Raw genomic sequence first — 13543 nt, forward strand, 5'->3', positions numbered from 1 at the left:
TTCGATCTCTCGGTGGTGGATCGGCCCGGCCGTGGCCGCCGAACGATCCCTTGAAAACTGTCCGGCGGGCCGACACCTTGTGCGGCCACCATCGTGGGTACGGCCGTGTGCAAGCAACTTGAGCGAGTCACGATGCCACGGACCGTCGTACGGGGGCACAGCCGGTTCCGTTGGACATGAGGCGGTCGACGTGTCCGCGTACCTGTTTCTTGAGGTCCTCGGCGGTCAATCCCTGCCGGAGAATCAGGTGTTGCATGAGATCGGCGCGGATCGAGGCAAGCAGGACATGTGCCGTCCAGTCGGCCTCTGCGGGACCATGCAGGTGCACCAGTGATTCCCGCAGGGCCCGGTGGGCCCATGTGTAATGGTCGGCGAGAAAGGGATCGGTGCTTTGCGGGCCGATGCTCCCGCAGCCGGCGTCGAGTTCTGCGCAGAGGCCGAGGTGGTCCAGCTTGGCCTGCAGCAGGGCCAGGACGACCGCAGGCAGGCGTTCTTCCGGGGCAGCGGCCGGTCCCAGCGGCGAGGGCCCGTGCTCGACCGCCTCACGCAACGGCTGGAGCCGGTCGGCGAAGATGGCACTCATCAGACCCACGCGGTCCTTGAACCGTCTGAACACCGTGCCTTTCCCGACACCGGCGGCGGCCGCCACGTCGGCCATGGACACGCCCTCGGGTCCGGACCGGTCGAAAAGGGTATGGGCGGCGGTCAGTACTGTGTCCCGGTTGCGTCGGGCGTCCGATCTCATGACCGCCTGGGCCACGGCTGCTCCTGGGTGGTTCGGCCCTCGGCTCGGCTCGGTTCCGGCCGCTGAAGGGCGGAGGCCGCAGGGCCGCAGTGGCCCTGTCGTTGAGCAGACAGCATGTCTGTTGTCGCTGATCAACAGCCGTTCAACTACCGCTCATTTCATGCCTATCGCTGTTCATCGCTGTTGGCAGGGCAGGGCTGACAGGGCTGTGACGGTGGGCACGAATGAGCTGACATTGAGCGGGTCATGGCCTACGTGTGAGCGGTTCCACCGCGGAGGATGTGTGAAGTCCCGCGCTGCCGAGTCGGCACCGTTCGGCCCGCGCCCCCGACGCAGGCCGAGATTCGACGTCCGCACGGTCGCGGTATGTGATTCCGCGAAAACACAGAACTGGTGAATTCTCCATGGCGCACACAACCGAAACAGCCCTGGCGGCGAACGCCTTCTCGGGACGGCCTGACCACACGGCACCCGTAAATCCCCCGCCGGACCACGCGAGGTCCGCGACCGCCCTGCCGGACTACGCCCCTGTGCCGCCCGGAGCGCTGGGTCCAGCACTCAACGAGGACGGTTACTACGTCGGCCGGATCGAGCGGAACCTCTACTGGGTCACGGACTCCATCTACCAGGCGATGTTCCTGACGACTCGTGACGGTGTGGTGCTCGTCGACGCGCCGCCGACCATCGGACGGAATCTGTTCCGGGCGATCCAGGAGGTCGCCCGGGCCAACGACAAGCCGGAAACGGTCACCCACCTCATCTACTCGCATTCCCATGCGGACCACATCGGGGCGTCCGCACTCTTCGGCAAGGACGTGGTACGGATCGGGCACACGGAGACCCGCCGCATACTGCAGCGAGCGGGGGACCCGGACCGGCCCGCGCCGGAGGACACATTCGAAGACGTCTACGTCCTCAACGTGGGAGGCGAGACTCTGGAGTTGAACTACCACGGCCCCAACCACTCGCCGGACAACATCTTCGTCTACGCGCCGAAGCAGAAGACCTTGATGCTCGTCGACGTGCTCTACGCGGGCTGGGCCCCCTTCAGAAACCTCGCCATGGCGCAGGACGTTCAGGGATCGGTGAAAGCCGTGGACGTCGCCATGGGCTATCCGTGGGAAACCCTTGTCGGGGGTCACCTCGGGCGCCTGGGTGTCCGGGCCGACGGTGAGTTGCAAAAGCAGTACCTCAGCGATCTCGACGCCGGCCTGCGGGCAGCGCTGAACTCGCTTGATCCCGCTCCGTTCCTTGCGCGGTACAAGTCCTCCGGCAACGCATGGGCGATCAACAAGGCGTACCTGGACGCCCTGGCCAAGCAGGCGGCGGACCCCGTCATCGCCAAGTACCTCGACAGACTGGCCGGTGTCGACATCTACACCACGGAGAACGCCTTCTCACTGCTCGAGTCGCTACGGCTCGAGTCCAATGTACTCGGCCCCTTCGCCGTTCGAAATTAGTAATTCACCAAATCATCATCCTTGCTGTCCGGGTTCTCAGGGAGTTTCGACATGAAGATCGGTATAGGGCTGCCGAATCAGGTGCGTGAGATGCGTCCTTCCATCATCCCCGCGTGGGCTTCACAAGCCGAGACGGCAGGGTTTTCGTCGCTCGGCACTGTCGGCCGTATCTCCTACCCGGGCCTTATGGACACCGTCGCACTCGCCGCCGCGGCCGGCGCTACGAACACGATCGAGCTGATCAGTAACATCATGATCACCCCGGTGTGGCCGGCCACGCTCCTGGCGAAGGAAGTCGCCGGCATCGACGCGGTCTCCGGCCACCGTCTCACTCTCGGCATCGGCCTCGGCGGTCGTCCCGACGACTTCGTCGTCGACGGGCTGGGGCCGCGCGGCACGGGCAAACGGCTCGACCAGGACCTTGAGGTCTACCGGAGCGTCTGGCGGGGAGAGACTGTTGACGGTGCGTCGAATCCCCTGGTGCCCACCGGCACGCGCGACGTGCCTCTGATGTTCGGCGGCATGGCTCCTGCCTCGTTCGAGCGCATGGCACGTTGGGGTGCGGGGTACATCGGCCCTTCGGTTCCGGCGGAGATGGCCGCGCAGCCGTTCGACGCGGCCAGGGCCGCGTGGACGAACGCGGGCCGGGAGGGTTCGCCGCGGCTTGTGGCCATCGCGTACTGCGTGTTCGGCGACGTGGAGCGGGGACGAGCAAACGTCCTCGACTACTACAGTTCCGCCGGTGAGCAGGTCATGGGCATCATCAGCAGCGGTATCTGCGCCGGGCCCGACGCGGTGCGCTCCGCGGTGCAGGCCTACTCGGAACTCGGAGTCGACGAGCTCATCTTCAACCCGGCACTCGCCGACATCGACGAGGTGGCCCGGCTCGCCGACATCGTCCTCTGAGCTTTGTCGGCCCCTGAGCGGTGAGGCCCGCCGGGCTCGTCGGCTGTGGGGCTGTGGGGTCTTGGAGCGGGTGGGGCGGGGACCTCGATCTGGGCCCACGCATCGCATCCGCGTCGCGGCCAAGCGTCTCGCGGACCTTCGCACGCAGCCGAAGCCGGTTCGGCGAAGGCGAGGGCACCACCGTGCCTGCGGTGCGCCCGCCGTGGTGTGCACCGGCGCGGACCGGTGCAGCAGCCTCACGGGACGGTGCTGGGCGTCCAGCACCCGCCCGCCCCCGGCCAGGTCCACCACTCGGCCGACCGTGCCCGGTATCTGCACAGGTGACCACGCATGGGCAGGTCATGGGCAGAGATTGAACTTGTTCATGAGCAGGAGGCCCCGACATGATCAGCGGTGTGGTGGGTGACCGAGGCGGAGCGCCGTCTCGAAGTCAACCGGAAGAGCCGCTCGGACCGCCCGCCGGTAGTGGTGGGGTTGAGGATGCGATCGCGTTCTACGGGCAGCTCGCGGCCACCGTCCGCAGGACACGCTCCGCCGCCTGACGCCGCCCCCGCCACCGACTCCATCGTCCTCTTCGATCATTCCGTCACCGATTCAGTCAGGACCAGCCATGTCTGTCGCCGTCACGCCGTCTCCCGCCCCGCACTTCCCGGAGCCCGTCGCAATCGGCCACGCCCGTCGCCAAGTGCGCTCGCTGCTGGCGGAGTTGCGGTCGGGTGCATGGACGCCGACCGTGCTCGAGTGCCGTATTGCCGAGATCCTCACGACGAACATCGCGGCTGACGGCATGCTCTCGGCCGACCGCGTGCGCGCCGCCCTGTGGGAGGGAAGCATTGCCATGACGTACGAGAACGGTGGCTGCTTCGCCAGGGCCCTGGCGGACCTCGTGCCGGTGCTGGATCACACGGAGCCCACGTCCCTGGACGTGGTGGACACCGCGGGTGAGCTCGTCAGGGCGGTGGCCGAACAGAACTGAGAGTCGGCCACCGGAGCCGGTCCGAACCCGCAGTGCCCCGGGGATCGTTGGCACGCTTTCCGGACCACTGCGCCCTACGGCTCAGCACCCGAGGTGCCATACGGTTCTGCCTGGCCGGGACCAACGGTGCGTGCGGTCGTCGAACAGTACGGGGACGACCCCGTTCCGGGGCAGCGGTCGGCCGACCTGGCGGACCTTCCGTACCGGACGCGAGCATTGGCGCCGCTGCCCCGCCTCTGACCACTACCGCCACCAGCTCACCGCCCGATCAGGAACTTCTCCGCGGAGGAACTACACCCGTGCGTGACAAGCCGCCCATGGCCGCCATCGCCGAGATACCGGGCCCCAAAGGCATTCCCCTGCTCGGCTCGGCACTCGACCTTCAGCGCGACTCACTGGACACCTTCGTGCGTGCGCGGCGAGAGTACGGCGACGTGGTCCGTATCTCCGCAGGCCCGCCAGGACTGCGTTCGGTGATGCACTGCGTCTTCTCCGCGGCGGGCGCACAGCAGGTCCTGGCCACGCAGACGGCCAACTTCCGCAAGGACAACCGGCTTTACGAGGAGATACGGCTGTCCATCGGCAATGGCCTGCTCACCAGCCAGGACGCCGACTACCTTCGCCAACGCCGCCTCATCCAACCGCTGTTCACCAAGCGGCAGGTGGACGGCTACGCCACAGCGGTGACACTGGAGGCCGGCAGCACGGTGGAACGCTGGCGCGCCGCCCGCGACGCCGACGGGGACACGGTCGTCGACGTGATCAGGGAGATGGACCGGTTCGCACTGCGCACCGTGGCGCGCATCCTCTTCGGCGCGGACATCGAGGCGGCCGCCGACGTCGTGCACGACAACTTCCCCGTGATCAATGCGTACTTGCTCCGGCGCGGCTTCTCACCCGTCAACTCGCCGCGCTCCTGGCCCCTCCCGGCCAACCGCCGCGCCGAGGAGGCGACCCGCGCGGTATACGCGGTCTGCGACCGGATCATCGCCGCGCGCCGGGCGGCCGGAACGACGTCTGCCGCCGACGGCGACGACCTGCTCTCCCTTCTCGCCCGGGCCGGCAGCGAAGAGGACGGCAGCCTCGACGCCGCCGAACTCCGCGACCAACTCCTCGTCTTCCTGATCGCGGGTCACGAAACGACCGGGACGTCCATGACCTTCGCGCTGCACCTGCTGTCCCGGCACCCGGAGGTTCAGGCACGGGCACAGGAGGAGGTGGACCGTCTGCCGGCCGGGCATACCCCCTCGGCCGCCGACCTTGACCGACTGCCGTATCTGACGAGGGTGCTGAAGGAGGCCATGCGGCTGTACCCGGCCGCTCCGCTGATCGGCCGCCGGTCCGTCGAAGCCGCCGAGATCGGCGGGCACGTCATTCCCGCCGGAGCCGATGTCCTGGTCCCGCCATGGGTCATCCACCGCCACCCGGACCTGTGGGACGACCCGGAGCGCTTCGACCCCGACCGCTTCACCCCCGAGCGCGAGGCCGCCCGGCACCGCTACGCGTGGTTCCCCTTTGGCGGCGGCCCGCGCGCCTGCATCGGCCAGCACTTCGCGATGCTGGAGTCCGTGCTCGCTCTGGCGGTGCTGCTGCGCGCGTACGAGCTGGAGGCGGTGGACAGGGAGGTGTCCGTGGTGGCTGGGATCACGCTTCAGGCCACGGGGACGGCGCGAGTGCGGCTTCGGGCCCGCCCCCAAGCCCGTTGATACGTGACGCGCCGCCCTGAATTTGAGGGGCGCTGTCAACCTGTCGGCCGGTCGGGCTCGTTGCCGGTAGAGGGTGTGCTGGTGGGAGCCTGAGTTCCTCGACCTCACGGATGCCGAGCAGGAACGAGGCGGACAGCCGGGCGATTCCGCCACGGATCTCGCACAGGAGCGGCAGCCGCGAAGGGCCGTTGCCGAAGACACGGCGATGGTGCGCTTCCCGTGACGCGCCGAGACTGCCGCGACCCGGGTGGCGGGCCCGCTGCCCGTCGGAAAACCGGGTGCGTGCGGCTGTGACGGTCACCTACTGTGCGGGCATGCACGTGGTTTTCACAAAAGGTGCCGGTACCAGTTACGACATTGCCGTGCACCGCGAGACCGGTGCCGCGCTTGCCCCGCGCAACGGGCCCGGCGGGCATCCGTATCTTCCGCACGACCTGGTGCACTTCCTCGTCGAGGTGGAGGCGGGCATCAAGCTCGGGGTCTACGGGCGGCTGGCCGCCGGTGACAACGGCCTGTTCTGGCCCGCCGACCCCGCGGAGCGGGCCAAGGCCGCCCGGCGCCGCAAGTCGAAACCAGTGAAGTCGTCCCCGCAGGCGCAGGCCGACATGGCCAGGTCGGAGGAGCTGGCGGGCATCTCCGTACCCGTGTGGGAGGTACGGCACGGCCATGCGCGGGAGCTGCCGGCGTATGTGACGGTGGGGGAGATCCCCCCGGTGGTCGACCGGATCGTGTCCCGGTTCGACGAGTACGCCGACCGCTGGCACGCGCTGTCGGTCGGAGGCTCGCTGACCCTGACGTGGTGACGCCGGCTCAGCCCGCCTGGTCCAGACACCCCTCAATGGACGGGGGAGATCAACAGAGCAGGCCTGCCCTTCCCTGAGAACTCGTCACGAGATCGCCGCTGAAGCGGGTGCGAGGGGCAGCCGGGATCCGGCGGCTGGATCCGGCTGCCCCTCGCGGTGTTTCACCGCGCGTCAGCCGTTGGGGTTGAACGGGATGGCGGACGGCTTGGCCCGCTCCAGTTCGAGGTTGAACCGGCCGTCCTTCAGCGGGAAGTTGGCATCGCCCCAGGTGCGGTCCTGCATCCTGGTCTGGAGGTTCACGTTGTTGTTGCCCTGCGGGAAGCTGTTCCAGCTGACCAGACGCGGGAAGTCCCAGCCGCCGTCGCCCCAGGCCTCAGCGGTCTCGCCCGACTTGGCGAAGCGGAAGGTGTGGGTGAGTGCGCCGTCCTTGTGGTAGACGACCTTGAGGCGGGCGCCGTCCCTCGGGACCGAGTCGAACGTCGTGGTCGTGTAGTTGCCGTGGCCGGAGACGGACGCGTACGTGGGCAGGCTGTCGCCCTGCCGCACCCAGAGGACGGCGGCCTCCCAGTCGTGCCGGTGCGACGTGGCGGTGCAGTCCGCGCAGCTCATGTCCTTCTCGAAGTACAGGGTGTAGACGATCCCGCACCAGCCGTTGTTGCACTTCACCCGCGAGTAGGTGTTGGCGTTGCCGAGGTGGCCCGAGCGGCACTGGCCGGTGACGGGTCCGCTGTCGTCGAGGCCGCCGTTGAGGGTGCCGTTGATGTCGATGGCCGTCGCGGGGAGGCAGCCGTCGGAGTCGTAGTCGAACACCGGCTGGAAGGTCTTCTGGAACGCGGTGGTGCTCTCGGGCAGCGGAGTCAGTACGGCGGCACTGGCGCTGCCCGTGAGTCCGACGGTCAGCGCGACGGCGCTGCCCACGACGGCGGCGGCCCGGCCGAGACGGCCTGGACGGGATCTCTTGCTGCTCTTGACTGCTTGCGACATCAGCGGTTCTCCACTTGCTCTACCTCGTGGGACGCCGGTGATCCGGCTTGGCGGGAGAGAGACTTGCAGGTGGAGAGTTGATCGTCACTACTTTCACCAGGGCAATCAGTTCCGAGGGCGAGTGTTCGGCGATGCGTGCCTCCGCGGTCACCAACACCACACTTCGACTGATCAGGATTTAGAGGTCGCTTTCGTCTCTAACACCTCTATTTCTGCGAGATCTCGTGGTGCGGGGCTGCGGTGCGGGTGCTGGTGTGGTCGAGCCTCGACGGTTGGGCGGCGGCCTGTGACTCGGCCCCGCGGACCCACTCCATCCGGCCGCGATCGGCGATGTTGTGGCACCGGGAGCATTTCCGGCTGGTCGGCTCCCTCAAAGGAGTCTCCGCACGCCTGCTGCGCACGGAGTACCCCGAGTACATCCGGCGCTACCTGTGGGGCGAGCACTTCTGGTCCCCGTCCTACTTCGCCGCCTCCACCGGAGGCGCCACATCGAGATGCGGTTCCTCCCGATGACTGATGCCCACGGGATTCCTCACAAGAATGATTTGAAGGTGGGAGGAGCGGGGCCTGAGACGCCGGTGATCGTCGCAGTCGCGCGGGAGTTGTGGGTGGACGCGGACACGGCCGGTACGTGGCGGCGGCGGTTTTTCGCTGACGTGCCGGTCGACGAGCCCCGGCCGGGCCGGCTGCCACCAGCAGTAGCGATCAAGTGCACGTCGGCCGCCCGGCGTTCCTGCAGTTCCAGGGCGGCCCACTCCGCAGACCGGACCGCCGAATACCGGGCCGGGCCGGTGCCCCGTGGCCGGCCCCTTCACCGTCCGGAACCGCCCGTTGCCCCCGCGGGGAATTCCTCGATGCCGACCACCCGCAGCAGCTCCAGCCGTTCGCGGGTCTCGGCGTCCGCCGGGGTGAGAACCAGCAGTTGCTGTCTCTGGTCGGGAGTGACCAGGGTTTCGCAGTCCATCATCAGGGGGCCCACCCGCGGGTGCCGGAAGGTCTTGCGGTCGGCGCGCCGGACCGCTACCTCGTGCTCGGTCCAGAGCCGGCGGAAGTCGGCGCTCGCGGCACGCAACCGGTCGACGAGTCCGGCCACCGTGGGGTCGCCGGACCGGCGGCCGACGGCCGCGCGCAGGTCGGCCACGAGCTGACGGGCGTGGTACTCCTGCTCCTCGGGCGGGGTGACGGCGCGGGCGGCGGGATCGGTGAACCAGCGGTACACGACGTAGCGCCGGTCGCCGGAGAAGCCGGTCAGGTCGCCCGTCAGCAGGACGTGCGCCCGGTTCTGGGCGAGGACCTCGCCCAGGTCGGACAGCACCAGGGCCGGGGTGTCGCCGAGCAGGTCGAGCATGCGCATCAGGCCGGCGCGGGCCAGGCGGGCCACCCCGTCGGCGGGCGGGGGCCGGTGGCCTGCCAGGTGGAACAGGTGGTCGCGCTCGTCGTCGGAGAAACGCAACGCCCGGGCCAGCGCGCCGAGCAGCTGGGCCGAGGGCTGACTGCTGCGGCCCTGTTCGAGGCGTACGACGTAGTCCACCGACATGCCGGCGAGCATGGCCACCTCTTCCCGGCGCAGGCCGGCGGTGCGGCGGCGGGGACCGTCGGCGATGCCGACCTCGGTCGGGCGGATCGCCTCGCGGCGGCGGCGCAGGAAGTCGGCGAGCTCGTCACGTTGCATGCTCCCCATGGTCCCTCGCGGCGGCGGGCCGAGCCAGGGAGCGGCGCTCCCATGATGAACGCTCCGCTCCCGCACAACGCGGCACGAGCGCACGGTGGGTGACAGACCGACATCGAAAACGAAGGAGAACGCCATGCAGACACGAACCCTGGGCACCACCGGCCCCGCCGTTTCCGCGCTGGGCCTGGGTGCGATGGGCATGTCGGGCGCCTACGGCGCGACCGACCGCGCGGAGAGTATCGCCACCGTGCACGCCGCGCTGGCGGCCGGCGTCACGCTGATCGACACCGGCGACTTCTACGCCATGGGCCACAACGAGTTGCTGCTCGCCGAGGCGCTGCGCGGCCGGGACCGGGACAGCTACCAGTTGAGCGTCAAGTTCGGCCAACTGCGCGGACCGGGCCCCGTGTTCGGCGGGCAGGACGGTCGTCCCGAGGCGGTGAAGAACTTCCTGGCCTACTCGCTGACCCGGCTGGGTACCGACCACATCGACATCTACCGTCCCGCCCGGCTGGACCCGGCGGTGCCGATCGAGGAGACGGTGGGCGCGATCAAGGAGATGATCGACGCCGGGTACGTACGGCATATCGGCCTCTCGGAGGTCGACGCCGCGACGATCCGCCGGGCGCACGCCGTGCACCCGATCGCCGACCTGCAGATCGAGTACTCGCTGCTGTCCCGCGCGGTGGAGGCTGAGATCCTGCCCACGCTGCGCGAGCTCGGCATCGGCCTGACCGCGTACGGCGTCCTCGGGCGCGGACTCATCTCCGGGCACTGGTCCGCCGACCGCACCGCAGGACCCGGCGACAGCCGCGCCTTCAGCCCGCGGTTCTCGACCGGGAACGTGGAACACAACCTCGCCCTGGTGGAGGCGCTGCGCCGGGTCGCCGAGGCGCAGGGCTGCACCGTCGCTCAGCTGGCCTTCGCCTGGGTTGCCGCACAGGGCGAGGACATCGTGCCGCTGGTCGGCGCCCGCACCCGCGAACGGCTGGCCGAGGCGCTGCCCGCGCTGGAGCTGACCCCGACCGCGGACGACCTCGCCGAGATCGAGAAGGCGGTGCCGCCGGGCGCGGCACGCGGTGACCGATACCCGTCCGCGTTCATGGCCGGTCTCGGCGTGGGGAACTGAGTCCCGCTCTCGGGCGGCCCGCTCCGGGCCGCCCTCCAGCGGTTCTTGGCTCAGTGGCTCTCAGTAGTTCAGTTCTCAGTAGTTCTGCCACTCGTGTCGGGTGTACTCGAGTACAGCGGGATCCATCAGGGTGCTTGCCCGAACGTCCTGGCGGCGGCGGTCCACGGGGAAGACGGTGGCGGCTTCAAGGACGGTGTTGTCCAGGAAACGCAACGGCGGGGCGGCCTCGGCCAGCCGCAGCCGTGGCGGCCGGCCTCCGGCGTCGACGGTGGCCAGGACGAAACCCCAGTTGCCGAAGCTGGGGACATCCACCTGGTACTCGGTGGTGGTGTAGCCGGCCTCGCCGATCGTGGCGGCGATGGACCAGTAGGTCTTGGGGGCGAAGAACGGAGAGCCGCCCTGCACCACGACCTGGCCTCCGGGATTCAGGACCTGGCCCAGCAAGTGGTAGAACTCCACGCTGTACAGCTTGGCCAGCGCGGCGGTGTCCGGGTCCGGAAAGTCGATGACGACCGCGTCATAGCGCTGGGTGGCGTCCCGCAGCCAGTTGAAGGCGTCAGCGTTGACGACGGTGACCCGGGGGTCGCCGAGCGCGTCGTCGTTGAGTTCGAGCAAGGGGGCGAACGTACGGGCGAGTCGCGTCATCGCCGGGTCGAGATCGACCAGCGTCACCTCTTCGACGTCGTCGTAGCGCAGCACCTCCCGCAGGGCCAGCGCGTCTCCGCCACCCAGGATCAGCACGGATGAACGTTTTCCCGACAGCGCGGGGTGGACGAGCGACTCGTGGTAGCGGTACTCGTCGACGGAGGAGAACTGCAGATCGCCGTTGAGGAACAGCCGCGTGTCGGAGCTTTCGGTGAACGCGGTGGACCGGGTGATGACGATGTCCTGATATGGCGTGGTCTCGGCGTGGACGATCGGGTCGCGGTAAAGCTGCTGACGCGCGCTCACCTCGATGTCCTCGGCCAGTACGTACACCGTGCCGAGTACGGCAAGGACGGCGGCCGCTCCGGTCAGCAGCGAAATCCGTATAATGCGGCGTGTCTGGTGGCGGAAGATCCACAGGACGACGAAGACGCCGGCCACGGCGTTGACCGACCCCACCACCAGTGCGCCCTTGAGCTGGCCGAAGGTCGGCAGAAGCAGCAGCGGGAAGCAGAGGCCGCCGACCAGCGCTCCGACGTAGTCCGCGGCGAACATGTCGGCGACCGCGCTGCCCGCCTCCTGCCGCCTGATCCGCTGAAGCAGCGTCATCAGCAGCGGAATCTCCGCCCCGATGAGGAGGCCGATGGTGAAGGAGACCGTCACCATGGCGGGCATGTAGAGCCGCAGCCAGGCGAACGACACGTACAGGATGAGCGCTGACAGGCCCCCGACGAGGGCCAGCATTGCCTCGACCAGGACGAAGGCGCCGACCGCGCGCCGCTGCAGCGGCTTGGCGGCCAGAGAACCGATGCCCATGGCGAAGACCATGACGGAGATGACCACGGAGGTCTGCATCACGGAGTTGCCGATGAGGTAACTGCCCAGCGCCGTCAGCGCCAGTTCGTAGACCAGGCCGCAGGCCGCGCAGACGAACACCGCGAGCAGCAGCAGGAAACGCGCCCCCCGCGAGTAGGGCGCGGGGGGCTGTGCCGGGGCCGTGGCCGGAGTTGTGTCGTCCGTGACTGCGGTGCCCATGGCGAGGTCAGGAGACGGCGGCGCCGACCATGAAGGCCGTGCCGATATACATCGCTGCCTGGACCCAGGCGGCGGGGTGGGGGCGGTCACCGTTGTCGTCGAGCACCGCGGCACCCATGCGACCGGGGGTCAGCAGACCGACGATGCAGGAGATCAGCGTCATCACGGCGACGCCGGCGAGGCCGTACAGCAGGGTGCTGAACAGGCCGTAGCCGAGGCCTTCTTCGGATTCGCTCGACCTGATGGACTGGTCGACGACGAGGCCGATGGCGACCGTCTGGCCGGCGAGGAGTACCGCGGCGCCGCGGTTGCGTTCCGTCCACACCACGTGCACGAGCTTTCCGGGGGTGACGAGGTCGAGGGCGATGAAGCCGACCGCCATCACGACGAAGCCGGCCAGTCCGTAGAGCAGGGCGGTGCCTGCCGACTCCAAGATCTCTGCCACAGGGATGCCTTTCGAAGACTCGTCGAGGATTCGGATGGGGGAGTACTGCGGTGGGTCACTTGCCGGCGCCGGGGCCACCGCCGCGGAACGCGTCGCTGTCCGGATCCGGCCACACGGACCCGATGTGGGGCCGCCAGCGCGTGTAACCCCTGCGGTAGTCGTCGACCTCGATCCGGCTGCCACCTTGGAAGGGGGTGATGGCCACGATGTCGTCGCGGTAGCGCAGGAAGACCCTGCCGTCGTCGCTGACACGGTCCTGGGAGGACTTGTGGCCGTGGATCTCGTCCCCGACCTCGGAAGGCGTGTCGCTCCGGTCGACATAGCCCACGCCGCCTCCGCGGTACTCCTGGCGGATCCAGCTCGACGGTACTTCGTTGCCGCCGTCCGAACTCCCCGAACAGGCGGCGAGAGCAACCGCGGCAAGTGACACCACGCTGATGCGTCTAACGGTCTTCATCGGGCCTCCAGCCGGGTGCGTGTCGCCACGATCCGGCGGCTTTGCGGGTAGGTGTGCCAGGTGCGCCAGCCAAGCCACGTGCTCTGTCCCTGGACAGTCATCGCGGTCACTGCCTCGGGGGAGCCGGGGAAGACTCCGTACAGCGCCAAGGGGTGTTCGTCCGACCGGCTGCGGATACGTTCCACCTGCGCGCTGAACTCCGGTGCGGTGAAGTCCTGGACGCGGGCGCTGAAGGAGTACTGCCAGCCGTGGAATTCCCGAGCGGCGCTGTCCGGCAGGCCCCCCTCGACGCCGGGCAAGCACGCCACGGTTTCCCGGACCGGCCCCGCGAAGACCTGATGGGAGGCGCCCAGGAGCCTGAGCTGCACGTCGATCCCGCCAATGGTCAGGTCGCGTACGGCGAGTGCCTCACACGCGGGGTAGCCGAGCGTGAACGAGAGTTGGTCGGTGTCGGTGTCCCGATACGGAGTCGAAAGCGCTATGCCGTTCATCTGACGCCACCGGAACAGCTGGTCGGGGCTCCCACGACGGCAGTGGGTACGCCGCCCAGGACGGCATGCTCGAACTTCAACGATGATCC

13 protein-coding genes and 1 pseudogene are annotated in these 13543 nt (G+C 68.7%); 7 read left to right on the forward strand and 7 right to left on the reverse strand.

Annotated features, from left to right (window positions below):
- Positions 1 to 127: 127 nt before the first annotated feature.
- On the reverse strand, positions 128 to 745 hold the full coding sequence (locus AB0I18_RS06135) for a TetR/AcrR family transcriptional regulator (protein ID WP_363104290.1): 618 nt from the start codon (positions 743 to 745) through the stop codon (positions 128 to 130).
- 404 nt (positions 746 to 1149) lie between these two features.
- On the opposite strand from AB0I18_RS06135, the gene AB0I18_RS06140 reads away from it, so the two are divergent.
- From AB0I18_RS06140 to AB0I18_RS06160, 5 genes are all read left to right on the forward strand, one after another.
- Positions 1150 to 2205, forward strand: a complete 1056-nt coding sequence (locus AB0I18_RS06140; protein WP_363104176.1) for an MBL fold metallo-hydrolase — start codon at positions 1150 to 1152, stop codon at positions 2203 to 2205.
- Positions 2206 to 2256: 51 nt separating this feature from the next.
- A complete protein-coding gene (locus AB0I18_RS06145; protein ID WP_363104177.1) occupies positions 2257 to 3111 on the forward strand; it encodes an LLM class flavin-dependent oxidoreductase in 855 nt (284 codons plus the stop codon).
- A 610-nt stretch (positions 3112 to 3721) separates the two neighbouring features.
- Positions 3722 to 4087 carry a hypothetical protein gene (locus AB0I18_RS06150; RefSeq protein WP_363104178.1) on the forward strand — a complete coding sequence of 122 codons (366 nt, stop codon included), beginning with the start codon at positions 3722 to 3724 and terminating at the stop codon, positions 4085 to 4087.
- A 317-nt stretch (positions 4088 to 4404) separates the two neighbouring features.
- Positions 4405 to 5793: a cytochrome P450 gene (locus tag AB0I18_RS06155; RefSeq protein WP_363104291.1), complete on the forward strand. Its 1389-nt coding sequence runs from the start codon at positions 4405 to 4407 to the stop codon at positions 5791 to 5793.
- Positions 5794 to 6107: 314 nt separating this feature from the next.
- Positions 6108 to 6596: a hypothetical protein gene (locus AB0I18_RS06160; protein WP_363104179.1), complete on the forward strand. Its 489-nt coding sequence runs from the start codon at positions 6108 to 6110 to the stop codon at positions 6594 to 6596.
- A gap of 171 nt (positions 6597 to 6767) precedes the next feature.
- On the opposite strand, the gene AB0I18_RS06165 is transcribed toward AB0I18_RS06160, so the two are convergent.
- Entirely contained in the window at positions 6768 to 7580 is an 813-nt protein-coding gene (locus tag AB0I18_RS06165; RefSeq protein ID WP_363104180.1) for an NPP1 family protein, read from the reverse strand.
- 357 nt (positions 7581 to 7937) lie between these two features.
- On the opposite strand from AB0I18_RS06165, the pseudogene AB0I18_RS06170 reads away from it, so the two are divergent.
- A pseudogene (locus AB0I18_RS06170) lies at positions 7938 to 8093 on the forward strand (transposase); the annotation flags it as partial.
- Positions 8094 to 8391: 298 nt separating this feature from the next.
- Here AB0I18_RS06170 and AB0I18_RS06175 read toward each other — a convergent pair.
- Positions 8392 to 9252, reverse strand: a complete 861-nt coding sequence (locus AB0I18_RS06175) for a helix-turn-helix transcriptional regulator (RefSeq protein WP_363104181.1) — start codon at positions 9250 to 9252, stop codon at positions 8392 to 8394.
- 133 nt (positions 9253 to 9385) lie between these two features.
- Here AB0I18_RS06175 and AB0I18_RS06180 point away from each other — a divergent pair, with 133 nt between their 5' ends.
- A complete protein-coding gene (locus AB0I18_RS06180) occupies positions 9386 to 10381 on the forward strand; it encodes an aldo/keto reductase (protein WP_363104182.1) in 996 nt (331 codons plus the stop codon).
- Positions 10382 to 10456: 75 nt separating this feature from the next.
- On the opposite strand, the gene AB0I18_RS06185 is transcribed toward AB0I18_RS06180, so the two are convergent.
- From AB0I18_RS06185 to AB0I18_RS06200, 4 genes are read right to left on the reverse strand one after another with little or no spacing between them, the layout of a single operon-like run.
- Positions 10457 to 12061: a polyamine aminopropyltransferase gene (locus AB0I18_RS06185; protein ID WP_363104183.1), complete on the reverse strand. Its 1605-nt coding sequence runs from the start codon at positions 12059 to 12061 to the stop codon at positions 10457 to 10459.
- A 7-nt stretch (positions 12062 to 12068) separates the two neighbouring features.
- Positions 12069 to 12506, reverse strand: a complete 438-nt coding sequence (locus AB0I18_RS06190; RefSeq protein ID WP_363104184.1) for a DUF350 domain-containing protein — start codon at positions 12504 to 12506, stop codon at positions 12069 to 12071.
- A gap of 55 nt (positions 12507 to 12561) precedes the next feature.
- The gene (locus AB0I18_RS06195) at positions 12562 to 12963 is read right to left on the reverse strand and encodes a DUF4247 domain-containing protein (RefSeq protein ID WP_363104185.1); all 402 of its coding nucleotides are present in this window, start codon (positions 12961 to 12963) and stop codon (positions 12562 to 12564) included.
- Positions 12960 to 13454, reverse strand: a complete 495-nt coding sequence (locus tag AB0I18_RS06200; RefSeq protein ID WP_363104186.1) for a DUF2617 family protein — start codon at positions 13452 to 13454, stop codon at positions 12960 to 12962. The genes AB0I18_RS06195 and AB0I18_RS06200 overlap by 4 nt, the downstream gene beginning before the upstream one ends.
- Positions 13455 to 13543: the final 89 nt, after the last annotated feature.

The sequence above is a fragment of the Streptomyces sp. NPDC050704 genome, assembly GCF_040654355.1.
Classification (GTDB): domain Bacteria; phylum Actinomycetota; class Actinomycetes; order Streptomycetales; family Streptomycetaceae; genus Streptomyces.

Excerpts from the sequence above, each read along its gene's own strand:
- AB0I18_RS06145 (WP_363104177.1), top strand. The coding sequence starts at position 2,257 with ATGAAGATCGGTATAGGGCTGCCGAATCAGGTGCGTGAGATGCGTCCT.
- AB0I18_RS06180 (WP_363104182.1), top strand. The coding sequence starts at position 9,386 with ATGCAGACACGAACCCTGGGCACCACCGGCCCCGCCGTTTCCGCGCTG.
- AB0I18_RS06135 (WP_363104290.1), bottom strand. The coding sequence starts at position 745 with ATGAGATCGGACGCCCGACGCAACCGGGACACAGTACTGACCGCCGCC.
- AB0I18_RS06150 (WP_363104178.1), top strand. The coding sequence starts at position 3,722 with ATGTCTGTCGCCGTCACGCCGTCTCCCGCCCCGCACTTCCCGGAGCCC.
- AB0I18_RS06165 (WP_363104180.1), bottom strand. The coding sequence starts at position 7,580 with ATGTCGCAAGCAGTCAAGAGCAGCAAGAGATCCCGTCCAGGCCGTCTC.
- AB0I18_RS06160 (WP_363104179.1), top strand. The coding sequence starts at position 6,108 with ATGCACGTGGTTTTCACAAAAGGTGCCGGTACCAGTTACGACATTGCC.
- AB0I18_RS06140 (WP_363104176.1), top strand. The coding sequence starts at position 1,150 with ATGGCGCACACAACCGAAACAGCCCTGGCGGCGAACGCCTTCTCGGGA.
- AB0I18_RS06200 (WP_363104186.1), bottom strand. The coding sequence starts at position 13,454 with ATGAACGGCATAGCGCTTTCGACTCCGTATCGGGACACCGACACCGAC.
- AB0I18_RS06185 (WP_363104183.1), bottom strand. The coding sequence starts at position 12,061 with ATGGGCACCGCAGTCACGGACGACACAACTCCGGCCACGGCCCCGGCA.
- AB0I18_RS06195 (WP_363104185.1), bottom strand. The coding sequence starts at position 12,963 with ATGAAGACCGTTAGACGCATCAGCGTGGTGTCACTTGCCGCGGTTGCT.
- AB0I18_RS06155 (WP_363104291.1), top strand. The coding sequence starts at position 4,405 with ATGGCCGCCATCGCCGAGATACCGGGCCCCAAAGGCATTCCCCTGCTC.
- AB0I18_RS06175 (WP_363104181.1), bottom strand. The coding sequence starts at position 9,252 with ATGCAACGTGACGAGCTCGCCGACTTCCTGCGCCGCCGCCGCGAGGCG.